Origin of the sequence: Pseudoalteromonas sp. EB27, assembly GCF_001974875.1 — a bacterium.
Taxonomy (GTDB): Bacteria; Pseudomonadota; Gammaproteobacteria; order Enterobacterales; family Alteromonadaceae; genus Pseudoalteromonas.
Genome location: NZ_MTQD01000022.1, coordinates 1 through 25,063, shown reverse-complemented (window position 1 = coordinate 25,063; position 25,063 = coordinate 1). Strand labels below are relative to the sequence as shown.

Annotated in this window: 27 protein-coding genes; 18 read left to right on the top strand and 9 right to left on the bottom strand. The window is 40.0% G+C overall.

Annotation, left to right across the window (positions count from 1 at the left end):
* Positions 1–32: 32 nt before the first annotated feature.
* On the top strand, positions 33–482 hold the full coding sequence (locus BW142_RS19505; RefSeq protein ID WP_076926038.1) for a hypothetical protein: 450 nt from the start codon (positions 33–35) through the stop codon (positions 480–482).
* 126 nt (positions 483–608) lie between these two features.
* Positions 609–1,088: a hypothetical protein gene (locus BW142_RS19500; RefSeq protein WP_076926037.1), complete on the top strand. Its 480-nt coding sequence runs from the start codon at positions 609–611 to the stop codon at positions 1,086–1,088.
* 1 nt (position 1,089) lies between these two features.
* On the opposite strand, the gene tusA is transcribed toward BW142_RS19500, so the two are convergent.
* From tusA to fadB, 3 genes are all read right to left on the bottom strand, one after another.
* Positions 1,090–1,329, bottom strand: coding sequence for a sulfurtransferase TusA (gene tusA, locus BW142_RS19495; protein ID WP_008138040.1), 240 nt, complete (start codon positions 1,327–1,329; stop codon positions 1,090–1,092).
* Between the two features lie 293 nt (positions 1,330–1,622).
* Positions 1,623–2,792 carry an acetyl-CoA C-acyltransferase FadA gene (gene fadA / locus BW142_RS19490; protein ID WP_024597185.1) on the bottom strand — a complete coding sequence of 390 codons (1,170 nt, stop codon included), beginning with the start codon at positions 2,790–2,792 and terminating at the stop codon, positions 1,623–1,625.
* Between the two features lie 4 nt (positions 2,793–2,796).
* Entirely contained in the window at positions 2,797–4,956 is a 2,160-nt protein-coding gene (fadB, locus tag BW142_RS19485; protein ID WP_076926036.1) for a fatty acid oxidation complex subunit alpha FadB, read from the bottom strand.
* A 193-nt stretch (positions 4,957–5,149) separates the two neighbouring features.
* On the opposite strand from fadB, the gene BW142_RS19480 reads away from it, so the two are divergent.
* The 8 genes from BW142_RS19480 (at position 5,150) to BW142_RS19445 (ending at position 12,902) form a co-directional block, all read left to right on the top strand.
* Positions 5,150–7,036 carry a transglycosylase SLT domain-containing protein gene (locus tag BW142_RS19480; protein ID WP_076926035.1) on the top strand — a complete coding sequence of 629 codons (1,887 nt, stop codon included), beginning with the start codon at positions 5,150–5,152 and terminating at the stop codon, positions 7,034–7,036.
* Between the two features lie 276 nt (positions 7,037–7,312).
* On the top strand, positions 7,313–8,635 hold the full coding sequence (gene pepQ / locus BW142_RS19475) for a Xaa-Pro dipeptidase (protein WP_024599951.1): 1,323 nt from the start codon (positions 7,313–7,315) through the stop codon (positions 8,633–8,635).
* 88 nt (positions 8,636–8,723) lie between these two features.
* The gene (locus BW142_RS19470; RefSeq protein ID WP_076926034.1) at positions 8,724–9,338 is read left to right on the top strand and encodes a YigZ family protein; all 615 of its coding nucleotides are present in this window, start codon (positions 8,724–8,726) and stop codon (positions 9,336–9,338) included.
* A gap of 96 nt (positions 9,339–9,434) precedes the next feature.
* On the top strand, positions 9,435–10,886 hold the full coding sequence (locus BW142_RS19465) for a TrkH family potassium uptake protein (protein ID WP_007584186.1): 1,452 nt from the start codon (positions 9,435–9,437) through the stop codon (positions 10,884–10,886).
* Positions 10,887–10,918: 32 nt separating this feature from the next.
* Positions 10,919–11,578 carry a flagellar brake protein gene (locus tag BW142_RS19460; protein WP_024599949.1) on the top strand — a complete coding sequence of 220 codons (660 nt, stop codon included), beginning with the start codon at positions 10,919–10,921 and terminating at the stop codon, positions 11,576–11,578.
* 464 nt (positions 11,579–12,042) lie between these two features.
* Positions 12,043–12,255 (top strand): EF-hand domain-containing protein, encoded by a 213-nt coding sequence (locus BW142_RS19455; protein WP_076926033.1) that lies wholly within the window; start codon positions 12,043–12,045, stop codon positions 12,253–12,255.
* 139 nt (positions 12,256–12,394) lie between these two features.
* A complete protein-coding gene (locus BW142_RS19450) occupies positions 12,395–12,607 on the top strand; it encodes a calmodulin (RefSeq protein WP_024599947.1) in 213 nt (70 codons plus the stop codon).
* A gap of 79 nt (positions 12,608–12,686) precedes the next feature.
* Positions 12,687–12,902, top strand: coding sequence for an EF-hand domain-containing protein (locus tag BW142_RS19445; RefSeq protein WP_024599946.1), 216 nt, complete (start codon positions 12,687–12,689; stop codon positions 12,900–12,902).
* Between the two features lie 65 nt (positions 12,903–12,967).
* Here the strand turns inward: BW142_RS19445 and trkA are convergent, their stop codons facing one another.
* The 4 genes from trkA to def all read right to left on the bottom strand — a co-directional run bounded on the left by trkA (position 12,968) and on the right by def (position 17,200).
* Entirely contained in the window at positions 12,968–14,344 is a 1,377-nt protein-coding gene (gene trkA / locus BW142_RS19440; RefSeq protein ID WP_024599945.1) for a Trk system potassium transporter TrkA, read from the bottom strand.
* Between the two features lie 86 nt (positions 14,345–14,430).
* Complete coding sequence (gene rsmB, locus BW142_RS19435) at positions 14,431–15,726, bottom strand: 16S rRNA (cytosine(967)-C(5))-methyltransferase RsmB (RefSeq protein WP_076926032.1); 1,296 nt, start codon at positions 15,724–15,726, stop codon at positions 14,431–14,433.
* Positions 15,719–16,672, bottom strand: coding sequence for a methionyl-tRNA formyltransferase (gene fmt / locus BW142_RS19430; RefSeq protein WP_076926031.1), 954 nt, complete (start codon positions 16,670–16,672; stop codon positions 15,719–15,721). Before fmt ends, rsmB begins: the two co-directional genes overlap by 8 nt.
* A gap of 21 nt (positions 16,673–16,693) precedes the next feature.
* The gene (gene def / locus BW142_RS19425; protein ID WP_076926030.1) at positions 16,694–17,200 is read right to left on the bottom strand and encodes a peptide deformylase; all 507 of its coding nucleotides are present in this window, start codon (positions 17,198–17,200) and stop codon (positions 16,694–16,696) included.
* 118 nt (positions 17,201–17,318) lie between these two features.
* On the opposite strand from def, the gene BW142_RS19420 reads away from it, so the two are divergent.
* The 6 genes from BW142_RS19420 to hemF all read left to right on the top strand — a co-directional run bounded on the left by BW142_RS19420 (position 17,319) and on the right by hemF (position 22,266).
* Positions 17,319–18,437 (top strand): LysM peptidoglycan-binding domain-containing protein, encoded by a 1,119-nt coding sequence (locus BW142_RS19420; protein ID WP_024599941.1) that lies wholly within the window; start codon positions 17,319–17,321, stop codon positions 18,435–18,437.
* Between the two features lie 31 nt (positions 18,438–18,468).
* On the top strand, positions 18,469–19,560 hold the full coding sequence (dprA, locus tag BW142_RS19415; protein ID WP_076926029.1) for a DNA-processing protein DprA: 1,092 nt from the start codon (positions 18,469–18,471) through the stop codon (positions 19,558–19,560).
* A gap of 1 nt (position 19,561) precedes the next feature.
* On the top strand, positions 19,562–20,035 hold the full coding sequence (locus BW142_RS19410; protein WP_010555161.1) for a DUF494 family protein: 474 nt from the start codon (positions 19,562–19,564) through the stop codon (positions 20,033–20,035).
* A 114-nt stretch (positions 20,036–20,149) separates the two neighbouring features.
* Positions 20,150–20,725, top strand: coding sequence for a topoisomerase DNA-binding C4 zinc finger domain-containing protein (locus BW142_RS19405; RefSeq protein WP_076926028.1), 576 nt, complete (start codon positions 20,150–20,152; stop codon positions 20,723–20,725).
* Positions 20,726–20,750: 25 nt separating this feature from the next.
* Complete coding sequence (locus tag BW142_RS19400) at positions 20,751–21,314, top strand: L-threonylcarbamoyladenylate synthase (RefSeq protein WP_024599938.1); 564 nt, start codon at positions 20,751–20,753, stop codon at positions 21,312–21,314.
* 1 nt (position 21,315) lies between these two features.
* Complete coding sequence (gene hemF / locus BW142_RS19395; RefSeq protein WP_024591292.1) at positions 21,316–22,266, top strand: oxygen-dependent coproporphyrinogen oxidase; 951 nt, start codon at positions 21,316–21,318, stop codon at positions 22,264–22,266.
* A 63-nt stretch (positions 22,267–22,329) separates the two neighbouring features.
* Here hemF and BW142_RS19390 read toward each other — a convergent pair whose 3' ends face one another.
* The gene (locus tag BW142_RS19390) at positions 22,330–22,767 is read right to left on the bottom strand and encodes a group II truncated hemoglobin (protein WP_004335148.1); all 438 of its coding nucleotides are present in this window, start codon (positions 22,765–22,767) and stop codon (positions 22,330–22,332) included.
* A gap of 52 nt (positions 22,768–22,819) precedes the next feature.
* Between BW142_RS19390 and aroE the strand changes: the two genes are divergently transcribed.
* Positions 22,820–23,644: a shikimate dehydrogenase gene (gene aroE, locus BW142_RS19385; RefSeq protein WP_024599936.1), complete on the top strand. Its 825-nt coding sequence runs from the start codon at positions 22,820–22,822 to the stop codon at positions 23,642–23,644.
* Complete coding sequence (locus BW142_RS19380) at positions 23,641–23,895, top strand: DUF1488 family protein (protein ID WP_024599935.1); 255 nt, start codon at positions 23,641–23,643, stop codon at positions 23,893–23,895. The genes aroE and BW142_RS19380 overlap by 4 nt, the downstream gene beginning before the upstream one ends.
* Here BW142_RS19380 and BW142_RS19375 read toward each other — a convergent pair.
* Positions 23,887–24,432 (bottom strand): gamma carbonic anhydrase family protein, encoded by a 546-nt coding sequence (locus BW142_RS19375; protein ID WP_076926027.1) that lies wholly within the window; start codon positions 24,430–24,432, stop codon positions 23,887–23,889. The two genes, BW142_RS19380 and BW142_RS19375, sit on opposite strands and share 9 nt — an antisense overlap.
* Between the last annotated feature and the right edge of the window lie 631 nt (positions 24,433–25,063).

Sequence of the window (25,063 nt, the reverse complement as noted above, 5' to 3'; positions counted from 1 at the left end):
AGTTTTCACTGTATGCAAAGGAAACCCCATTGATGATTTCTATGAAACGAATTTTAACCTTAGCAATTGCTGGTTTACTTACTGCTTGTACAAGCCAAATTTCGATTAACGATGTATTGCCACAGCAAGAGCTAGATAAAACAATTTATCTAAGAGGCGACTTTACGCTTTGGGACGCTGAACCTCAGTATCAGTTTTCGCCAGTTGGTCCTGCGCTTTATCAAGCAGAAGTTAAATTTTCTAGCCCTGGTAAAGTGTACGAATTTAAAATAGCAGATGCCGATTTTAGCGAAGGTTATAACTGTGGTTATAGCGACGCACAACCAGAGGAGCAAAGCCTAACACTCGGCCAGCCAGCTATCGCAGACTGTAATACTATTTATAACTACTTTAGTTTCACACCAGCAATAAAAGGCACGTACATAGTAAGTATTGATTACAGTGACTACGATAAGCCACAAGTAACGATAACGAAGAAGTGATAGCTATATTTTTAAAGCTGCCCGAGTGAATTAATGGATTTGTGACAAGGACGTTTTATAAAACTAAAGAATGGGACAAAGAAATAAATTTTACGTAGGACGAGAGTACAAATATATAGAGGGTTTATGAAAAAGGAAATTTGGTTTAATTACTCTGTTGCTGCTGGAGCGAGTTTCGCTTATTTTCTAATGCTACCGAGCTTAGGTAGCGCTAAATTAGATAGGATATTACTTCTTGTAGCTAGCAATTTATTTGGCATTAGTCTGATATTAAACACAATGTTTACTATGGCATTAAGGAAAAGTAATCAATTTTCTACATTGGCACATAAAAATTTAAGTACAAGAATGTATAAAGCAATATTTATAGCGCCGTTACTTTTATTCGCTGTAGCAGTAGTTCTTTTTTTCGCTTCTATTTCTGCTAGTTTAGCTTTAATTAGTTCCAGCTCAGCCTTTATCTTCTTAAGCTTATATAAGTATTTAGAAATTAAAAATAAATCAGAAATAGATTTGTTCTATAAAACCAATGATGAAGTGGTACTTAAAGTTCTAATTTTTATTTCAGTAGCTCTGGTTGTTACTGGTTTTATATATATGCTCTAGTTCAAATTCCTTTCTTAACCACATATCTATACGGTGCTTCTTCTGCATCTTTAGCCACCAGCGTGTGATCCATGAACGTACAAAAGCTCGGAATATCGCGGGTGGTTGATGGGTCATCAGCAGTTATTAATAACGTTTCACCGTCATTCATTTTACGAATAGCAGCACGTACCATCATTACTGGCTCTGGGCAGCGAAGGCCTATGGCATCTAATTGGTGATCGGGATTATCAAAGCTCATAATAAATTGGCCTGTTTAATTAAAGTGATTGCTGCGTACGTGAGTGCTTAGGTATAGCAATTAATAAGTTTGGCAGTTTAACGCAATTTTAAGTGTAATTTAACTATTTTACTTAATGCTTTTAGCAGTTTCAAAATGCTTTATTTAATAATACGCCCGATCACATAATTACGCTGTTACATACTTACTTCATAAAGGGTCGTTTTCATAAATTGAAGTTAATAAAAAAGGCGAACTGAATAAAATCAGTTCGCCTTTTTAATCACCAAGATGGTTTTACATGTTTAAACTAATTAGTCTTGAACACGTTCAAATACAGTGGCAATGCCTTGGCCTAAACCAATACACATAGTTGCTAAACCGTATCGTACATTTTTGTCTTCCATTAAGTGAATAAGCGATGTGCTAATACGCGAACCCGAACAACCCAGTGGGTGACCAAGTGCGATTGCGCCGCCATTTAAATTCACTTTTTCGTCAACAACATCCATTAACCCTAAATCTTTCATTACAGGTAATGATTGTGCTGCAAAGGCTTCGTTAAGTTCTACTACGCCTAGGTCATCAATTGTAATACCGGCTTGTGCAAGTGCTTTTTTACTTGCTGGTACTGGGCCGTAACCCATAATTGATGGATCGCAACCAGCGACTGCCATTGCTTTAATACGCGCACGAATTGGTAAACCAAGTTCTTTTGCTTTTTCTTCGCTCATTACTAACATTGCAGATGCGCCGTCAGAAAGTGCAGAAGAAGTACCGGCTGTTACCGTACCCGATGCAGGATTAAATACAGGGCGAAGCTTTGATAGACCTTCTACTGTTGTTTCTGGGCGAATTACTTCGTCGTCTTCAACTAAGATAAGCGAACCATCTGCATCGTGACCTTCCATTGCTAAAATTTCGCGACGGAAGCGGCCTTCAACAGTTGCAGCTTGTGCACGTTGATGTGAACGGTAAGCAAATTCATCTTGTTGCTCACGGCTAATGCCATGAAGCGTTGCAAGGTATTCTGCTGTTAAGCCCATAGAGCCAGACGCTTGTGCAATTGATGTTGCTAAGCCTGGGTGAAAGTCGTTGCCGTGAGTCATAGGTACGTGACCCATGTGCTCAACACCACCAATTAGGTAAGTGTCGCCAGCGCCTGTCATTATTGCGCGTGCTGCGTCATGCAATGCTTGCATAGAAGAGCCACATAAACGGTTAACCGTAACAGCAGGAACGCTGTGCGGAATACCGGCAAGCAATGATGCGTTACGTGCTACGTTAAAGCCTTGCTCTAATGTTTGCTGTACACAACCCCAATAAATATCGTCAATTGATGCAGGATCAACTGCAGGGTTGCGATCTAGTAAGCCTTTCATTAAATGTGCGCTTAAGTCTTCTGCACGTTTATGTTTGAATACACCACTTTTAGAGCGACCCATTGGTGTGCGGATACAATCTACAATTACTGGATTATTCATGATATTAACCTTCCACCTTATAGAAAACACGACCTTCTTCGGCCCACTTGCGAGTTTGTTCAGATACTTGGTAAATCGCACCTAGGTGAGCGTATTTGTCTGCTGCTGCAACAAAGTTAGCTAAACCAGTTTGATCTAAGTAACGGAACGCGCCGCCTCTAAATGGAGGGAAACCAACACCGTAAACTAATGCCATATCTGCTTCTTGCGGCGAGGCAACAATGCCTTCTTGCAAACACAGTAGCACTTCGTTAATCATTGGAATCATACAACGGTCGATGATTTCTTGTTTATCAAATTCTTTTGGTGCGTCTGTAATTGGGCTTAATAGCTCAATTGCTGTCTCGTCATGAGACTTTTTAAGACGACCGCGACGATCTGTTTCGTATTTATAAAAACCGGCTTTGTTCTTTTGACCAAAACGTTTTTCGTTGGCAAAAATAGTCACTGGGTCTTTATCAGCACGCGCCATACGCTCAGGGAAACCGTCAGCCATTACGCCAGTACAATGGAACGCTGTATCAATACCTACAACATCAAGTAGGTAAGCCGGACCCATAGGCCAGCCAAATACGTTTTCCATTACTTTATCTACTTTTGCAAAGTTAGCGCCTTCAACCACTAATTTGCTAAAACCTGCAAAGTAAGGGAATAAAACACGGTTTACAAAAAAGCCTGGGCAATCGTTAACAACAATTGGTGATTTACCTAATTTAAGCGCGTAATCAACTACTGCATTAATTGTTTTATCTGAGGTTTTTGCACCACGGATAATTTCTACTAATGGCATTTTTGGCACTGGATTGAAAAAGTGCATACCACAGAAATTTTCTGGCTTATTTAGTGCTTGTGCTAGTAAATCAATACAAATAGTCGATGTATTTGAAGTAAGTACAGTGCCTTCTGGCATGTTCTTTTCAAGATCAGCGAGTACTGCTTGCTTAACTTTAGGGTTTTCTACAACGGCTTCAACAATGATGTTGGCACTTTGTAGGTCTGACTCGTTAAGTGTTGGCTTAATTTTGCTAAGTGTTGCCAACATTTTTTCCATTGGCATGTGACCACGCTTAACTTTTGCACCTAATAACTTAGATGCTTCACCCATACCTAAATCAAGCGCATCTTGTTGGATGTCTTTCATTATAATAGGTGTGCCTTTATAAGCAGACTGGTATGCAATACCGCCACCCATAATACCAGCACCTAATACAGCGGCTTGTTTGATTTCTACATCGCTGTGCTTAGCAAATTTACGTGCTTTACCTTTAATGTATTGATCAGCTAGGAATATACCAGTTTGTGCTGCTGCTTCTGGTGTACGTGCTAATTTAGCAAAGTTAGCGTTTTCGATTGCCATTGCTTCATCGCGAGTACAGTTTGCCGCTGCTTTAATAGTACGTACAGCCATAACCGGTGCAGGATAGTGGCCTTTGGTTTTACCCATTACCATACCTTCTGCCATAGCAAAGCTCATGCCTTGCTCAACACGGTTTAATTTAAGTGGCTGTAGTTTTACGTTGCGTTTTGCTTGCCAATCTAGCTTGCCAGCAATCGCCAGTTCAAGTGTTGATACACTTGACTCTAAAAGTTTGTCAGCACTAACTACCGCGTCAAACGCACCTACTTTAAGGGCATCTGCTGCGCGGTTTTCTGCGCCTGAGGTAATCCACATCATCGCGTTATCGGCGCCAATGATACGTGGTAAACGCACTGTGCCACCAAAACCTGGCATTATGCCAAGTTTAACTTCTGGTAGGCCCATTTTAGCTGTTTCGCTTGCCACACGATAATCGGTAGCAAGTGCCCACTCACAACCACCGCCAAGTGCCATACCGTTTATAGCGCTTAGAGTTGGGAATGGTAAATCTTCAATTGCATCAAAAACGTCGGTTGCGTTTTTGATCCATACTACTAATTCTTCTTCAGGTTTAGTAAATGTAGGTAAAAATTCGAAGATATCGGCACCAATAATAAAGTGGTCTTTATCACTGGTAAAAATCATGCCTTTGATATCAGTATTGGCGGCTAATTCTTTTAATGCTGCTGCGCAATCTGAAAGAGTTTTTTGAGATAGTGTGTTTACAGAACCTGCAACACAAAACTTAAACTCGGCGATGTTTTCCTTTAGGAAGCTAACTTCAAAGGAATCGCTTTTATATAACATTATTATTCTCCCTAGTTGACGAACTAAGACTGGTACGATGAGTTTGCATTTCAATCAGTGTGCTTGCTTTAAATTAAAAATGCAACGAAAAATTTAACTCGGTTACAATCGACTGGTTAAAATATAGCTGGTTTGGTGCTAAGGTGGTTGAAAAGTTTTTATTCACTACTTTAATTTTTTATTAAAGGACATTATGAAAAAATATTTATTAAGCATTGCGGCAGCTGCATTCATTTTCCCTCTTCATTCTGCCGAGGCAAGTATTGATAACGATGCATTTTTAGATGCCGAAAAAAAAGTAAGGTACGGCAGTTACCAAGACTTTAAACAAGCGGTTAGTAACCTAAATCATCCGTTAAAACCTTATGTTGAAAAAACGTATTGGCAACGCCATCCGAGCATTAAACATCAGGCAGAAATAGAAGAATATTTAAATATATACCAGCATACGCCGCTTGAGTGGCCGGTCCGTAAAGCGTGGTTAGAGTATTTAAAAGATAACAACGAAAAGGCGGCGTATATCCGCAACTATCGTGAAACGTCTAATACGGAGCTTACTTGTACTTATTTAGACTTTCAGCTTGATTTAGGTGCGCCCGAAAAGGCAATTCTAAATCAGGTGACCGACTTATGGGCTGTAGGTAAATCGCAACCTAATGGTTGTGATAGTTTATTTTCTACGTGGCGTAAAAAAGGCTACATGAAAGAAGAAACGGTTTGGAAGCGTGTAACACTTGCTGCACAAGGCGGAACGCAAAGCTTATTACCTTACTTAAAAACTTTATTACCAAGTAAGGAGCGTTACTTAGCTGACTTATATTTAAAAGTGCGAAAAGATCCAAGCGCAGCCGCTGGATTATATAGATATAAAAACAAGTCGGCTAAAGAAGGGCAAATAGCTATTTATGGTGTTAAGCGTTTGGTTTGGCGCGATAAAGAGCTAGCTTTAAAAGCATGGGAAAAGCTAGAAAAAATATTTAAGTACAGCGACGAGGAAAAAGCGGATGTGTATTACACTTTTGCATTGTCACTTGCCTCTAGCGGGCATAAACAAGCGAGCTTTTGGCTAAATAAAGTGCCAAAAGAGCGACTAGACAGCAAGCTTATTCAGTGGCAACTGGGCAATATGCTCAAAACCCAAGATTGGGAAGGGATTGCTGCATTTTTTACAGGTAAAGAAAATTTAAGTCTTGGTCAGCAATATTGGTTAGCTTATAGCTATGCACAACGTGGCGAGCAACAAAAAGCAGACGACATCTGGAAAAAAGTAGCGGCTAATCGTGATTATTACGGCTTTTTAGCCGCAGCACGTTTGGGGTTGCCCGTTGATTTAAATAATCAGCCTTTAGCAGTCGATAAGGTACTTGTAGATAAAGTGAGTAATGCACCAGGCTTTAAGCGTGCAAAAGCACTTTATGATATTGAGCGCTTTACGTCGGCGCGCCGTGAATGGAATTACTTAACGGATACCTCTAGCGATGAAGAAAAGCTGGCAGCATCACAGTTATCTACCGACTTAGGTTGGCACGACAGTACTATTTTTACTTTAGCAAAAATTAAAGCATGGGATAATGTAGAGCAACGTTTTCCGTTTGCGTTTCAAGATATTTTTGAGCGCTACAGTAAACGTAGCAAGATAGATGTTGCTTGGAGTATTGCTATTGCAAGGCGCGAAAGCTCTTTTGCGCCAGATGCGCGCTCGCATGCTAATGCGCGTGGTTTAATGCAGTTATTACCAAGTACTGCTGAGTATGTAAATAAAGGCAGTGTGACAAGTAGTCGTTTATATCAACCTAAAACAAATATTAGGTTAGGTACGAGTTACTTACAGTACTTAAAAAAGAAAAACCATGGCAATGAAGTACTGGCTACGGCTTCTTATAATGCGGGTTATCACCGTATAAAGCGTTGGTTACCTGATGACGCTATTCCGGCTGAGTTATGGGTAGAGCTTATTCCGTATCGCGAAACCCGCGATTACGTAAAAAATGTATTTGCGTACAGGCAGGTTTACCATACAAGAATGGGCCGAGAAGGTAATGTATTAGCGCCGCTACTCGAAATGAAAATGGGCGGTTAGTAAACATAAGTTTAAAGTAGGGGGATATCTAATGCGTTTAGATATCCCCTTTTTTGAGCGCTGAGGGTAATACCAATTTTATTAAAAACGTGATCATTCTAGCGTATTAAATAATTCAATAACTGCGTTAAAAATTATTTATATAGAACAACTATGTATCATAATTTTAGCCTTGTTATTAAGCTATTTTCTTATCGCTATAATAGATCATTAATTTAATGCAATTGGTATAAGTGATAGACTCATAGCAAGTTAAATTTAACAGATGGATTAACAATGGATAAATTAGCCGTTTTATACGCCGAACATATTGCAACACTGCAACAGCGTACTCGTACAATTTGTAATAGCGAAGGGTTAGAAGGATTAGTAATTCATTCAGGCCAAGCTAAGCGCCAGTTTTTAGATGATATGTATTATCCATTTAAAGTTAATCCACAGTTTAAAGCGTGGTTACCGGTTATTGATAATCCTCATTGCTGGATTGTGGTAAATGGTAGCGACAAGCCAAAACTAATATTTTATCGCCCGGTAGATTTTTGGCATAAAGTGCCAGATGAGCCTCGCGACTTTTGGGCTGAGTACTTTGATATAGAGCTATTACTGCAACCTGATCAAGTTGAAAAGTTATTACCATACGATAAAGCTAAGTACGCTTATATGGGTGAGTACATTGAAGTAGCACAAGCACTTGGTTTTAGTATTATGAATCCAGAGCCTGTACTTAACTATTTTCATTACCACCGCGCTTATAAAACGCAGTACGAGCTTGAGTGTTTACGCAACGCTAACCGCATTGCAGTAGATGGACATAAAGCTGCACGCGATACATTTTTTAATGGCGGCAGTGAGTTCGATATTCAGCAAGCGTACTTAATGGCTACACGTCAAAGCGAAAATGAAATGCCGTATGGCAATATTGTTGCACTTAACGAAAACTGCGCTATTTTGCACTACACGCACTTTGATCCAAAAGCGCCACAAACACATAACTCATTTTTAATAGATGCCGGTGCAAACTTTAACGGTTATGCCGCTGATATTACTCGTACGTATGATTTTAAAAAGCAGGGTGAGTTTGCCGAGCTTGTACAAGCGATGACGGTTCAACAAATCGAACTAGGTAAAGGTTTGAAGCCGGGTATGCTTTATGGTGATTTACACGTTGAATGCCATAACCGTATTGCACAAATACTTAGTGACTTTAAAATTGTTAACCTACCCGCTGAGGAAATTGTAGAGCGTAAAATTACCTCTACTTTCTTCCCGCATGGACTAGGGCATCACCTAGGTTTACAAGTGCATGATATGGGCGGTTTTATGAGTGACGAAAAGGGCACGCATCAGCCATCGCCTGAAGGGCATCCGTTCTTGCGTTGTACTCGCCTGATCGAAAAAAACCAAGTGTTTACTATTGAACCCGGTTTATACTTTATTGACTCACTGCTTAGTGATTTAGCGCAAACCGATAATAAACAGTTTATTAATTGGGAAAAGGTTGAGTCATTCAAGCCATTTGGCGGTATTCGTATTGAAGATAACATTATTGTTCACGAAGATAGCCTAGAGAATATGACGCGTAATTTAGAACTCGATTAATTCTAGTTAACACTAATTAATTTATACACGTTAAAATACGTACATTACTTAAAGGGGCCTTTTGGCCCCCTTTTTACAAGTTTAAAATATGTCTGAATATAAATATCCTGCTGCTGACGTTTTTCACCAAGAAGAAATTAAAAAAAGTACGTTTATAGTCCACATTGCACATACCCCCGATTTAAATTCAGCCAAAGCATTTATTAAAAGCATTGAAGAAAAGTATAGCGATGCGCGTCATAACTGCTGGGCACATGTAGCAGGCAACCCCGGTGGTAGTCATGTTTATGGTTTTTCGGACGATGGTGAACCAAACGGCACTGCAGGAAAGCCTATGTTAAATGTACTGGTGGGTTCAGGCTTTGGCGAAATCACAGCTGTGGTCACACGTTACTTTGGCGGTATAAAATTAGGCACAGGCGGATTAGTACGTGCTTATGGTGGCTCATTAAATAATGCATTAGTAAAATTGCAAACAGTGCTTAAAGTTCCCAGTGTTGAAATTACAGGGAGTAGCGAGTACAGCATGCAAGGTGCGATTGAGCAGTTATTAAAAACAAAGTATCAAGTGCTTAATACTGATAAGCAATTTACTGCTAATATTGAATGGGTGATTACAATAGATAGCCGCGAAGCTCAGCAAGCAATCAAAGATATTTTTGATTTAAGTCACGGCGCAGTTGAGTTAACTATTAAAGAGTAATAACCTAGACAAATTGCATGTAATGCATACTGACCCTATTTAATTTGGTTGATACTACTCAGCCTGAATTTACTAATAATAAAAGCGACAAGCTAAATGCAATTTCGTACCATCATAAAAATTCTTGGCCAACTTGTTGCGCTGTTTAGTATTACCATGGTGCCGCCGGCACTGGTGTCTTTAATATATAAAGACGGTGGTGGTGTTCCTTTTGTTTTAGCATTTATCTTTAGTGTTGTTATTGGCATGATGGCTTATTACCCAAACCGCCATGAAAACGGTGACTTAAAAGCGCGTGAAGGCTTTTTAATTGTTGTCCTGTTTTGGCTGGTACTTGGGGCGTTTGCGTCCTTGCCGCTTATATTTTTACAAGAACCTAATTTATCGCTCGCCGATGCGGTGTTTGAAGCATTCTCTGGCTTAACCACCACCGGCGCTACAGTACTTACCGGTATTGAGTACCTACCCAAGTCGGTGTTGTTTTATCGCCAGCAACTCCAGTGGTTTGGCGGTATGGGTATAATCGTACTCGCTGTTGCTATACTCCCCATGCTAGGTGTTGGTGGTATGCAGTTGTACCGAGCCGAAATACCAGGGCCTGTAAAAGATTCTAAAATGACCCCGCGAATTGCCGATACAGCAAAGCATCTTTGGTATATATATGTGTCGCTTACGATTGCTTGTATGCTGGCTTATTGGGCTGCGGGAATGGAGTGGTTTGATGCGATATGTCATGCATTTTCAACGGTCGCGATAGGTGGTTTTTCTACTTATGATGCATCCATGGGGCACTTTGATAGCCCTGTAATTAACTTTATTTGTGTGTTCTTTTTAATTATTGCCGCCGTTAACTTCTCCCTGCACTACGCCGCAGTGGCTAGTCGTAACATACAAGTTTATATTCGAGACCCTGAGTTTAAGGTGTTTTTGTGTATTCAATTAGCGCTGGTGGTTATTTGTTTTACTGTGCTTTCCTCTAATGAAATATTTGCTAATGGCGATGAAACCCTCGATCAGGCGCTATTTCAAGCTGTTTCAATGAGTACAACAGCAGGCTTTGCTACTGATAACTTTTCAACATGGCCTTTGTTTTTACCTATTTTACTTATATTTTCGAGCTTTATTGGTGGCTGTGCAGGCTCTACCGGTGGTGGTATGAAAGTAGTGCGTGTGTTCCTACTTTACTTGCAGGGTGTACGTGAGCTTAATCGTTTGGTGCATCCTCGTGCTATATATTCAATCAAGCTGGGTCGAAAGGCATTGCCAGATAAAGTAGTAGAGGCTGTGTGGGGCTTTTTCTCTGCGTATGCATTGGTATTTATTATTATTATGTTAGCGCTTATGGGCACGGGTATGGATAACATAACTGCATTCTCAGCCACTGCGGCTTGTTTAAATAACTTAGGCCCAGGTTTGGGTGATGTAGCCTCGCATTATGGGGCTATAACCGATGGTGCTAAATGGTTGCTTACCATTGCAATGGTGTTTGGCCGTTTAGAAATATTTACTTTATTAGTGCTATTTACGCCTACATTTTGGCGTGGGTAAAAAGCCAATAAATTCATCATTGGGAAAGGGATATGCCAACAAATTTAGAAAAGCTAAAGCATATAGGTGTAGGCAGCTTAGTCGACCTAGAAATATTAACACCTACAAGCAGTAAGCGTGTTAAAACTGAATTAGTTGGTTTACTCGATAAACAGTTCATTATTTTAAACTATCCTAATGCCAAGCGTTTGCCGGCCGCGACTGACTATTTACGAGATGGCGTAATGGTTGTTGTAAGAGCGCTTATTGAAGGCAGTGGTGGGCAAGTTATAGCGTTTCGCCAACAAATTATGTCGGTAGCTTCTCACCCGGCTAAGCTCGTGTTTATTAACTACCCTAAGCAAGTGCAGTTATTTTCACTACGCTCGCAAACGCGAATACCTACCTTGCTACCTGCAAAACTAAAACTAAGTGACGACAGGGTACTTGAAGGCCTTATTAAAGATATTTCACTTACCGGTGTAATGTTTGATATTAGAGGCGATCAGCAAGTTGAAAGCATTAAAGATATGCAATGCACTGTCATACTTAATAGCAGCGATAAAGACTTTGAAGGTGAAGTTTGCAGTGTTAAAGAGCATGCCGAAGGTGTGCACTGTGGGATTAAGCTACTAGCAAGCGAAGATGAAATGAAAACCTTTATGAAAGAGCATTTTATAGACCCTTCTGCACTCGAACCTACCGTCGAATAAATAGCTTTCGCTTATTTGCAACAAAAAGGCGTTTTATGTCAGTGCTTATAAAATATTTTTTATTATTTTCATAATTAAAAATATTATTAATATAAAACAATACATTAAGTGTTGTTTTTGGCAGCTTATTTTGTGTTATTAAATCTACCTCGTTAAAATTTATCTCAATTACTCTTTAAAACCACTCATTTTAAAACCATGCATTTAAAAATGTATCTTTTTATATAAACATAACTATATGTTTTTAATCGTTTTAATATATCCACTATAAAGTGCGTTGCTAAAAGGCAACAGTAATTACTTTAAAAACCCCTTCTTTTTATGCCTTTTACATTTAACTATCTGAAATTTAATAGCTTTTAAATATTGGCATCTAAGTTGTAATAGTCTAGGTGTACTGAACGAAATCGTGATTCAAAGTGAAATACTTAATCGCACACACATAAATTTGAAGGATACATATTATGAAAAGCATTAATAAAACTTTAGCACTTATCGCATTAGCATCATCTTCAGCCGTTTTTGCTGCAACAGACTTTGACACACTTGATGTTGATGGCAGTGGCACAATCAGCCAAGCAGAAGCATCAGTAGATGCGAAGTTAATGAGCATGTTCTCAGAGCTTGATACTAACCAAAATGGTGAGTTATCAAAAGAAGAATTTTCAGAAGCATAATTTAAAAGTATTTGTCCTGAGTTGCCAAAGACAACCTAAGTAGGCAAGGGAGCTTACGAAAGAGGATAACAAGGAAGTGAAAATTACGTTTTAAGTTAAACGAAGCAATTTTTTTGATAGAACATTGAAGGATTAAGTTATGAAACATTTAAATAAAGCATTAGCACTTATCGCACTAGCGTCTTCTTCAGCTGCATTTGCAGCATCAGATTTTGACAGTCTTGATATCGATGGTAGCGGCACAATTAGCCCAAGCGAAGCTGCAGTAGATACAGACTTAATGGCTGAATTTATTGAGCTAGATACCGACGGTAGCGGTGAGCTTTCTAAAGAAGAGTTCGCTAATTACTAATTAATCTTTTTCAGGTTAAACATTTTTTCACAGTCAGGGATCTTTGAAAAGGACTTCCCATCTTACTAGGAATATTATTATGAAAACATTAAATACAACACTTGCAGTTATCGTTTTAGCATCTTCATCAGCAGCATACGCAGCAGTCGATTTTTCTTCTTTTGATGCAGATGGCGATGGCGTAATCTCAATGGAAGAAGCAAAGGTTAACCCTCAGCTTGTAAAAATCTTTGATGATTTAGATACCGATGGAAATGGTGAGATTTCTAAAGAAGAGTTTTCAAAAGTACAGTAAGCAAACGCTTCATACTCCACTAAAGCCGCCTTAGTCAGCGGCTTTTTTGCGTTTAAGAACAATGATTATAGGAATATAGCGCTTACTTGGAAGAGCTTTTCTACAACGGTAATATGTTTTTTGTCGATTAAAAACATGATGACATGATCGCCCGACATAATAATTGTATCGTCGTGGGCTATCAGCACATCGTCATTACGTACTATTGCCCCAATAGTTGTTCCTGCAGGAAGTTTTATATCGGCAATCGCACGACCAACCACTTTAGATGTGTTTTCATCACCATGAGCAACGGCTTCAATGGCTTCTGCTGCGCCTTTACGCAGTGAATACACGTTAACAATATCACCACGGCGTACGTGCGTTAATAGCGCAGATATAGTGGCTTGTTGTGGTGATATGGCAATGTCTATTTCGCCGCCTTGGACTAAATCTACGTAGGCACCACGCTGAATAAGCACCATGGTTTTTTGTGCGCCCATACGTTTAGCAAGCATGGCTGACATAATGTTAGCTTCATCGTCGTTGGTTACGGCAATAAATACATCGACTTGTTCAATATGTTCTTCTGAAAGAAGTTCTTGATCAGATGCGTCACCACAAAAAACGACCGTGTTATCGAGCATTTCTGAGAGTTGCTCAGCACGTTCTTTACTGCGCTCAATTAATTTAACGGTGTGGTTTTTCTCAAGTGAGCGGGCAAGGCCAGCGCCAATGTTACCGCCACCAGCTATCATAATTTTTTTGTAAGAGCGTTCAAGCTTTTGCAGCTCGTTCATTACTGCGCGTATATGTTTTGTAGCGGCAATAAAGAATACTTCATCATCTGCTTCAATAACGGTTGTACCTAATGGTTTTATTGCTTTACCTTGACGATAAATAGCGGCAACACGAGTTTCTACATTAGGGATGTGTTCTTTAAGTGCAGATAACGCATAACCCACAAGTAAACCGCCATAGTAAGCTTTCACTGCTACTAATGAGAGCATGCCATCAGCAAACTGCAACACTTGCAGAGCACCAGGGTAGTCAATTAAACGGCGGATATACTTAGTGACCAGTGCTTCGGGAGCAATATAATGATCGATTGGTAAATCATCATTTTGAAAAAGCTTTTCGCGGTACTTTAAATATTGCTCCGAGCGAATACGGGCAATCTTAGTGGGAGTATTAAAAATACTGTACGCCACTTGGCATGCAACCATGTTCACTTCATCTGAACTGGTTACGGCTATAATCATATCGGCATCTTCAGCGCCAGCACGGCGTAATACATCAGGATGCGCGCTGTGGCCCATAACCCCTTGTAAGTCGTACTTATCTTGAAGTTCACGTAATCGGTTACCGTCAATATCAACAACAGTAATTTCGTTTTGTTCGCCAACTAAGTTTTCAGCAAGCGTAGCGCCAACTTGCCCGGCACCGAGTATAATTATTTTCATTATTTACCCGTGGTATTGACCATAATTTAATTAAAAAAATAGCCATTTAATGTTTCATAAATGGCTAACTATTCAGTGTACGGCTATTAGGCTTTTTTAACTAGTTTAGCGTAATAAAATCCATCACTTTCACCGGGTAATAACTGCAAACCAGGAGTTGTTAAGGTATCGTTTTCGTGTAGCGGTATATGTTCTACATCATCGTTATTAGCTAAAAACTTAGCAACTTGCTGCTGGTTTTCTTGTGGAAGAACCGAACACGTAGCATATACTAATGTGCCGCCTGGTTTTAATAGTGGCCAAATGCTATCAAGAATATCGCTTTGTAATTTAGATAAGTCTTCGATGTCAGATGCGCGACGTAACCATTTTATATCAGGGTGGCGGCGGATTACGCCAGTAGCCGAACAAGGCACATCAAGCAAAATACGATCAAATAATTTTTCGTCCCACCAAGTATGTGGTTGTGATGCATCGCCACATTGAAGATCTGCGCCTAAGCCAATACGCGTTAAGTTTTGCTTAACACGTTCAAGGCGAGTTGCATCGCTATCAAGTGCAAGTACTTCTGCATCAGCAAGCTCTAATATATGACACGTCTTACCGCCAGGTGCTGCACAGGCATCTAAAATGTAGTCATCTGCTTTAGGTTCTAAAAAGCGTGCTGCAAGTTGTGCTGCGGCATCTTGTACTGAACATGCACCCGTATCAAACTCAGGCAATGAAAATACATCGCGTGGCTTAGCAAGCTTAATCCCATCTACAAAATCTGGGTTTAAGGTGTGTTCAATGTCGTTAGCGCTAAGCATATCGCTGTATTCTTGCGTACTAAATTGCGACTGATTTACACGTAACCACATAGGTGCTTGTTGTTGGTTTTCTGCAAGTAGATCTTCCCAGCTATCTGGATAGGCTTCTTTAACTTGTTTGATAAACCAATTTGGGTGGTTGTATAAGCACACAGGGATCAGCTTTGCTTTTTCTTCAAGCTCTACTTGTTGGCGCTGAAAACTACGTAAAATTGCATTTATTAATCCTTTCAATCCTAAAGCGCGTAGTTGAGCCAGTGCGTTTACCGTTTCTGAAATTGCAGCATGCGGTGGTACGCGCATATGTTGCAGCTGATAAATACCTACGTACAATAAAAACTGGAATATTCTACGTTTACCTTTTAATGGCTGCTCTACTAAGTGTTGGCAGTAATTTTCAAGGCTCGGTAAATAGCGTAAAACGCCATAACAAATTTGCTGTAGTAACGCTTTATCTTTAGGCGGCAAGCCTTGGCTGGCAAATGGAAGTTCTTGATTAAGCGATGCGCCTTTATCAACGACGTTATATAAAGTTTCAGCGGCAAGCGCTCTTACGTTTGGAACATTACTCATTGTTTTCGCCTAATATTGTGCCAGGGGTAACCCAGTCACTACGACCATTTAAAAAGTCGTTAATTGCCATTGGTTTTTTACCTTGCGGCTGTAATTGCGTAATACATAAAGCGTGTTCGCCACACGCCACTACTACGCCATTTTTGTCGCTTGATAAAATTTGCCCAGGATCACCTAATTGCTGCACAACCTGCGCTTGATAAATCTTTACTGTTTGCCCACCCATTTGGGTAAAGCACACTGGCCATGGATTAAAAGAGCGAATGTTGCGCTCAATTTGCAGCGCGCTCATAGACCAGTCGATATTAGCTTCCTCTTTAGAAAGCTTTTTAGCGTAGTTAGCAAGTTCATCATTTTGAGGTTCAGGGGTGATCTCGCCATTAGCTAATTTATTAATGGTTTCAATTAATGCGTCTGGTCCTAGCTCAGCAAGTTTTGTGTATAAGCTTGCGCTAGTTTCTGTCGTGCTAATAGGGCAGCGACTTATATGTAGCATATCGCCGGTATCTAGCCCTTCATCCATTTGCATTATTGTTACGCCGGTTTGTTCATCATCAGCCCAAATTGCGCGTTGAATAGGTGCAGCACCGCGCCAGCGCGGTAATATAGAACCATGTACATTTAAACAACCTAAACGCGGGGCTTCTAATATAGCTTTAGGTAAAATTAAGCCATACGCTACAACAATCATAATATCGGCATTTAAGCTTGTTAGCTCTGCTAGTGCTTCATCATTTTTTAATGACTGTGGCTGAAAAACCGGTAAGTTGTGCTCAAGCGCTAGCTCTTTCACTTCACTGGCTTTTAATTTTTTACCACGACCAGCAGGGCGGTCTGGCTGGCTATATACACCCACTATTTGGTGTTCGCTTTGTATCAGCGCTTGTAAATGACGTGCTGCAAAGTCCGGCGTACCGGCAAATATAATGCGTAATGGTTGAGTCACTGAGTTTTCCTAAGGTGCTTATTACTGATCTGCAAATTTGGCTTCTTTTTCAAGCTTTTTACGAATACGTTGACGCTTTAATGGAGATAAGTAATCAATGAACAGCTTACCTTGAAGGTGATCTAGTTCATGCTGAATACAAATAGCCAGTAATTCATCTGTATCTAGTACAAATTCTTCACCGTTTTCGTTAAGTGCAGCGACTGTTACTGTTTCTGCGCGATCTACTTTTGCATACGAGTTGGGTACTGATAAACAGCCTTCTTCGCTAACGGTAGAGCCGTCTTTTTTAATTATTTGTGGATTAATTAACACCAGTGGCTCATCACGCTCTTCTGATACATCAATAACAACGATTCGTTGATGAATATCTACTTGCGTGGCCGCAAGTCCAATGCCATTTTCATCGTACATTGTCTCTAGCATGTCTTTTACAATTTGGCGTACTGTGTCGTCAACTTGTGCAACATCTTTTGCTATAGTACGTAAACGCTCATCTGGAAATCTTAAAACTTCTAACCTAGCCATAGTTACCTTTTTCACTTGTGCTTAATTTAGGGTATTGTATGCTCTTATTTTAGCCATTCGCGTTCACCTTTAACAGGTTTTGGGCAATAATAATGAAAAAACAATACAAGGAAGCTCAATGAAATCTCCATTACTTGCAATCATGCTTACGTTAAGTGCCGCATTCCCCGCAGTTGCTGACGTACTTAAAATAAAAAAAGATGCACCAAAACAGTATGTTGTAAAAAAAGGCGATACACTTTGGGATATTTCTGGCATCTATTTAGATGAGCCTTGGCTATGGCCTGAACTTTGGCAAATGAATCCACAAATTGACAACCCGCACCTAATTTACCCCGGCGATGCATTAGCGCTGATATACGATGCAGATGGAAACCCACGTTTAGTGATCAATAAAGGATATAGAAAGTTATCTCCTCAGGGGCGTATTACACCAAAAGGGCGTAATGCTATTACTACCTTGCCGCTTGAAATGATTAAACCTTATATCAGTTACGAGCAAGCAATGAACAGTGATGATATTAAAGGCAAACCTTATATTTTAGGTGCTAACGAAAACACTAAAACACAAACGTTAGGTCATATTTTATATGCTAAAGGCGACTTACAAGTACATAAAGCGTATGCCATTTACCACAAGGGCGATGCTTACACCGACTTAACTGGTGAGGTGTTAGCAACGCGTGCATCTTACGTGGGTATCGCACGTGCGTTTAGAGCAGGTGATGAACACAATGGCGTGCCTTCGTCATTACGTGTTGAATCTGTTAAACGAGAAATTCAGCAAGGTGACTTTTTAATGCCGGCAATGGAAGGTCAAATGCTTCCTGCGTACTTTAATATACACCGTCCTTCTGAGCCTGTAACAGGGAATATTATCGCTTCCCCGCGCCACGTTAGAGAATTCAGCACAATGGATGTTGTAGTGCTAAACTTAGGCAGTGAACAAAATATAGAAGAAGGTCATGTATTAGATCTAGAGCGTCAATCGCCAACGGTTATTGATGGTCCTCGTGGCCCTCGTTACCCAGAAGACTCTAGTAAATACGAGAAGCTTTTATCTGATGTGAGCCAATTATTTGGTGATGAGTCTGACGAAGAAAATACAACGTGGACTATGCCTAAAGAAAAAGTTGGCGAGCTAATTGTCTTTAAAGTGTATGACAAAATAAGTTATGCATTAATAACTAAAAACCAGCACCCAATTCGCATTGGAGATATTGCAGTTATTCATTAAGAAGTAGCGAGTCGGTGCTCTAGGAGAGAGCATGGATCAGTCATCTGGCAAGCTAGCCCACTGGCTTGCCTTTTATATGTGTAAAGGGTTGGGTATAAAAACCCTTTTAGCACTATCTACAAACTATTCCCTTGGGTCGTTATTCGACTTACCTCATGACAAGCTTTTACAGCTAGGATTAACCGCTAATCAAGCGAGTAATTTACTCAACACTAATTGGCAACAAATCAGCCATTATGAGCAATTAATTGCGCAGCAGGGCATTACCGTAGTCTGTATTTTTGATGCGCTTTATCCAGAAGATCTCCGGCAGATTGCCAGTGCCCCTTTATTACTATTTTGTAGGGGTGATGTCTCGTTACTATCTACCCCACAAATTGCAATTGTAGGGAGTCGTAATGCCACACCTACCGGGCTTGAAATAGCATCAGAATTTGCATACGAGTTAACTTTGGCGGGGATTACAGTTACCTCAGGTATGGCGCGGGGAATAGATGGAGCAGCACATAAGGGCTCTCTTGCTGGTACGGGTAAAACCATAGCTGTGCTTGGTACTGGGGTTGATATTTACTATCCTAAACGCCATAAACTATTAACAGACCAAGTGTTAGAAAGCGGCCTGCTGGTGAGTGAGTTTTTACCAGGGGCAGCTGCTCATGCTCATAACTTTCCGCGCCGTAACCGTATTATTTCTGGGTTATCTTTGGGGGTGCTCATTGTTGAGGCTGAAATCAAAAGCGGTTCGTTAATTACAGTACGTTATGCGCTTGAACAAAATAAAGAGGTATTTGCAGTACCAGGTTCTATTAAAAACCCGCTAGCACAGGCAAGTCACTTTTTAATAAAGCAAGGCGCTAAGTTAGTAGAAAACGTGGCTGACATTCTTGATGAGGTGAGTTTTACTTACGACAATAGCGTATGTAATAAAGAACAGCCAATTCAGGCAAATTCTCAATGTGAGGTTTTAAATAGTATTGGCTTTGAAGTAACCAGCGTAGACGACATTGTGCGTCGCGCTCGGTGGCCAATAGACAAAGTACTCGCTAGATTGCTCGATTTAGAATTAGACGATCAGATTGAGCGCGTCCTAGATGGTTATATTAAGTTAAGCGCAGGAAGGTAATATGTTTGATATTCTTTTATATCTTTTTGAAAATTACATTCATAGCGAAGCAGATATATTTGCAGAGCAAAATGAGTTAACCGACGAGCTACTGCGCGCGGGTTTTAATAAGCCTGAGATATTTAAAGCACTCGATTGGTTAGAGCAACTCGCCGATTTACAACACAGCGATGAGTCTCCTTATCTTATTACTAACCCTAAAGATGCAGTTCGTATATTTACCGATAGCGAATGCCAAAGGCTCAGTGCTGAGTGTCGTGGCTTTTTAATGTTTATTGAGCAAATAGGCGTAATTAACAATGTAACTCGTGAGATGGTAATGGACTGTTTAGCCTCTCTGGATAAACCAACCATAAGCCTAGAAGATTTAAAATGGATTGTACTTATGATTTTGTTTAATGTTCCTGGCTCTGAGGAGGCGTATGAGCAAATGGAAGATTTGATTTTTGATGAACCCAGCGAACTTCTCCATTAGAGATAATTATCTTAATTGTACTCAAATTACTTAAACGGATAAGCACAGCATTGCTTGTATCTTTAAGTGGTTTGGGTATATTAGGCGAAAATTCACCAACCTATTAGGATCACCATGAGTAAAATCGACCATTCGCTTTTCTCGGCGAACAAGCACGCCCTCGAAAAAGAATACGAGATATGCCCACAGTGTGGTTCAGAGTTAGTGATCCGCAATAGTAAATCAGGCCCTTTTTTAGGATGCGCAAGTTATCCTAAATGCGACTTTATTAGGCCGTTGGCACATCACGATAGTAACGAAATCAAAATATTAGAAGATTCAGCATGCCCTGAGTGTAGCAAACCGCTGGTGGTTAAAAATGGCCGCTACGGTATGTTTATTGGGTGTACGGGATATCCAGAATGTCATTACATTGCTAACGAAAATGAAGAAAAACAAAGCGAAGACACTTTGCCAAGTTGCCCTAAATGCAAAAAGGGTCATTTAGTCGCGCGCAGTAATAAATTTGGTAAAGTATTTTATTCTTGTGATTGCTACCCAAGTTGTAAATACACGCTTAATAATAAACCGGTCGAACACCCGTGTCCTGAATGTGGCTGGCCCATCGTCATAGAGAGAAATATGGCAAATGGCACATTATTGCAATGCCCACAAAAAAGTTGCATGCATAAGCTGACCCCAACTGAATAACGTTTAATTATATCTGGAGACTACTTTGTCAGACCTTTCAAATACGCCCACTGCAATAACGTGCTTAACGCAAGGCGAAGTTATTTTATACCCAACAGAAGCTGTATATGGTTTAGGTTGTGATCCAGATAATCAACAAGCCGTTGAGGCACTATTAGCTATTAAGCAACGCCCGGTTGAAAAAGGGCTTATTTTAATTGCTGATAACTACGGACAATTATTAAAATACGTAGATGATGCAAAAATACCTATGGATAAACGCGCTGATATATTTTCGAGTTGGCCTGCTGCAATTACGTGGGTTATGCCTGCATCTAAAAATACACCCAAGTGGTTAACTGGGCAGTTTGATACTATCGCAGTAAGAGTAACTAACCATCCAACAGTAAAACGTTTATGCCAAGAGTTTGGCAAACCGCTTGTATCAACGAGTGCAAACTTAACAGGGCAAGAAACGGTCATTAGTATTGAGCAAGCTAAAACGCAATTTGCAGAGCAAGTTGGCTTTTACGTTGATGAGCCATTAGGTGGCAATACTCAACCAAGCACGATAAAAGACGCCATGACTGGCAAAATATTTAGAGGTTAATATGCAAAGCGAATTATTAGATCAAGTAAAAGCATACTTTATGGCTTTGCAAGACACTATTTGCCAAGGTTTGGAGGCTGCAGATGGCAGTGCTAAATTTATAGAAGATAACTGGCAAAGAGCAGAGGGCGGTGGTGGCCGCACACGTGTAACCACTAATGGCACAGTGATAGAGCAAGGTGGGGTAAATTACTCACATGTATTTGGCGCTTCAATGCCAGGTTCGGCAACAGCGCATAGACCAGAGCTTGCAGGACGCAGCTTTCATGCATGTGGTGTGTCGTTAGTTATTCATCCAAAAAACCCTCATGTACCAACAAGTCATGCCAATGTGCGCTTTTTTATTGCTGAAAAAGAAGGCGAAGAGCCAATATGGTGGTTTGGTGGCGGGTTTGATCTCACTCCTTTTTATCCAGTATTAGAAGACGTACAGCATTGGCATCAAGTTGCTCATGATATTTGTGCACCATTTGGTAGTGAAGTTTATCCAAAATACAAAACATGGTGCGACGAGTATTTTTATTTAAAGCACAGAGACGAGACGCGCGGAGTCGGCGGTTTATTTTTTGACGACTTAAACGAACTTGGTTTTGAAAAGAGCTTTGCGTTTATGCAATCGGTTGGTAATGGCTTTTTAGATGCCTATTTACCTATTATTGAACGCCGTAAAAATGATGAATACACAGAGCAACAACGTGATTTTCAGCTTTATCGTCGCGGACGCTACGTTGAGTTTAATCTAGTGTGGGATAGAGGTACGTTGTTTGGGCTACAAAGTGGCGGGCGCACTGAGTCTATATTAATGTCTATGCCACCACTTGCACGCTGGGAATATAATTATAAACCAGAACCAAGTAGCCCAGAAGCTAACCTATATCAGTATTACTTACGCCCGCAAGAGTGGTTAACGAGTCAACCAAGTGAGTTGATAGCCAGAGAATGGCAATTATAACAATTACACAGTAATCAAAAAGGCGCTAATCAGCGCCTTTTTGCATTGTGGCTAAATACAAATTTAATGTTGATTGATCATGTGCGTTGCTAGTTGAGAGAATGATTGCTTTAAGCCTTCACGTAACAACGGGTTGTCTATTTCTATATCCAGCGTTTTATTCATGCAGTACATCCATTGATCGCGCAATGCTTTATCTACAGTAAAAGGCATATGTCTTTTACGTAGCATTGGCTGGCCATGTTTTTCAGTAAATAGGTTCGGCCCGCCTAACCAACCAGATAAAAATTCAAAAAATACTTGGCGAATTCGATCTAATGGCAGAGGATGCATATCATATAACGGTTTAGCGTATTCATCTGACTCCATTATGTCGTAGAATCGATTGGAGATAGCACGCGCCCCTTTCTCTCCACCTATTATTTCATACGGTGTTTTTTCAGGAGTAGGAGCCTGTTGCTCGGGAGCTGGCTTAGATTTAGAGAAAAGTCGTTTAATCATATAATTTATCATCGTTAATAGGCAGTTTATGCTGCAAAGAGGTTGCTTTAAAATGGACAAATATGCGGTTTTTGGAAATCCAATTAAACATTCAAAATCCCCCGCGATACATAAACAATTTGCTGTATCACTGGGTGAGCAAATCGACTATCGCGCAATATTAGCACCTATCGATAACTTTGAAAAAACAGTATTGTCTTTTTTTGGGCAAGGTGGTGTTGGTGCTAACGTTACGATGCCATTTAAAGAGCAAGCCTATGCAATGGCTGATGAGCTTACGCCATTAGCTAAAATTGTAGGGGCTGTTAATACACTAAAAAAACGAGATGATGGCACATTACTCGGTGATAACACCGATGGTGTGGGCTTTGTAAATGATTTACTCGCTAATAAAGTAGCCATAACTAATAAACGCATTTTAATCATAGGTGCGGGCGGTGCTGCTCGAGGGGTTATTTTACCTTTGTTAGAGCATAACCCTCAGGAAATAATAATAGTTAATCGCACAGCACAAAAAGCCAAAGAACTCGCAGAGCTGTTTACTCAATATGGACCAGTATCTGGCTTCGGCTTTAGTGATTTACCAGTAAGCGATTACTCACTAATTATAAACTCTACATCTAGCAGTATGAATGATGAGCTTCCAGCTCTTGATGAAAAACACATAACTAACTGTGAAGTAGCTTATGACATGTTTTATTCACTGCAAAATACCATTTTTATGAATTGGGTTGCACAGCATAATATTAACGCTAAGCTTTTAGATGGCAGTGGAATGTTAGTTGGTCAAGCTGCTCAAGCATATTATGTATGGCGTAATAAAATGCCAAAAATACTTCCCGTAGTGGATGCGCTTAAACAAGGGGTGCTTAAATGAATCAGGCAATACAATTTATAGATAGGCTAGAATTTAGAGAGCCTGATCATCAGTTAGTATTTTTTGCACAAGTTAGTGGCATGCTGGTGGAGTGTGTAATACAAGTAAATACACTTAAATTAACAGACGAAAGCCATGCAACAGAGTATTTTGAAAAGTACCGTTTTGATTATGAGGAGCGTGCCGAGGAACTCATCGAAGAGGAGAGCTATAACTCGGCAGGCCAAATTGAAGTAAGCTTATTAACTTAAGTTAGCGATTTCAGCTAAGTATTCATCTTTAAGTGATACATAGTTATCGGCAGATATTTTTAAAAAGGTAAGTTCTTGCTCTGTAAGAAGGCGGGCTTGCTTAGCTGGGCTTCCTACATATAAGTAACCAGACTCTAAACGTTTGTTTGGTGGCACTAAAGAGCCGCCGCCAATAATTACATCATCTTCAACAACCACGTTATCCATAATAATAGCGCCCATACCTACAAGTATACGGTTCCCTAATACACATCCGTGCAGCATTACCTTATGACCAACAGTTACATCGTCACCTATAATAAGTGGGTAACCATCAGGATTGCTTTTAGTTGCGCGAGACAAATGCAATACACTGCCATCTTGTATATTTGTACGCTCACCAATACGTATATAGTTAACATCACCACGTGCAGCTACTAACGGCCACACACTACTATTGTCACCTAAAGTAATGTTACCAACCAAAACCGATGAATCATCAACATAAACAGACGTATTAAATGAAGGAGTAACACCTTTATAAGAACGAATTGCCATAGTTAGTACCTTTTAGATCATGATTATTAGTATTTGAGTGTATCAGCAAGGTGATTTTTGTACCATACAGTGCACTGTTTGGTTACAAAACTATCAGTTTCAGGGTGTTTAGTTCAGATACTAACCGAACAGCATCTTTTTTTACTTTTTCTTTAAAAAAGTGCTTGCGTAAAAATATGATCTCCCTATAATGCGACCCCACTGAGACGGGAAACGCCAACGCATAGCGAGGCAGGAACAACTCAGAGAGTTAAATAAAACTTCGGTTTTAAATCTTCTAAAAAGAAAGTTTAAAACAAAGTGTTGACTCGAAAAATAAAGGGTGTATTATTCGCATCCCTTGAGTCGCTAAAGCGACTCAAAACGTTCTTTAACAATATAAAGCAATCATCTGTGTGGGCACTCGTACAGATTGAGTTCTAACAGCCAAGCTACTTAGGTAGCGAGGCAAACAAATTAGAGTCTCAATTGAAAACTGAGTGACCAACAGAATAGTTATTTCGGTAATTATTCGGCACAGTCAATTCAATATCGAAAGATATTAAAATAAATTCAGAATTCATTGAGCTGTCGAAAGACATAAAACTTTTTAATTGAAGAGTTTGATCATGGCTCAGATTGAACGCTGGCG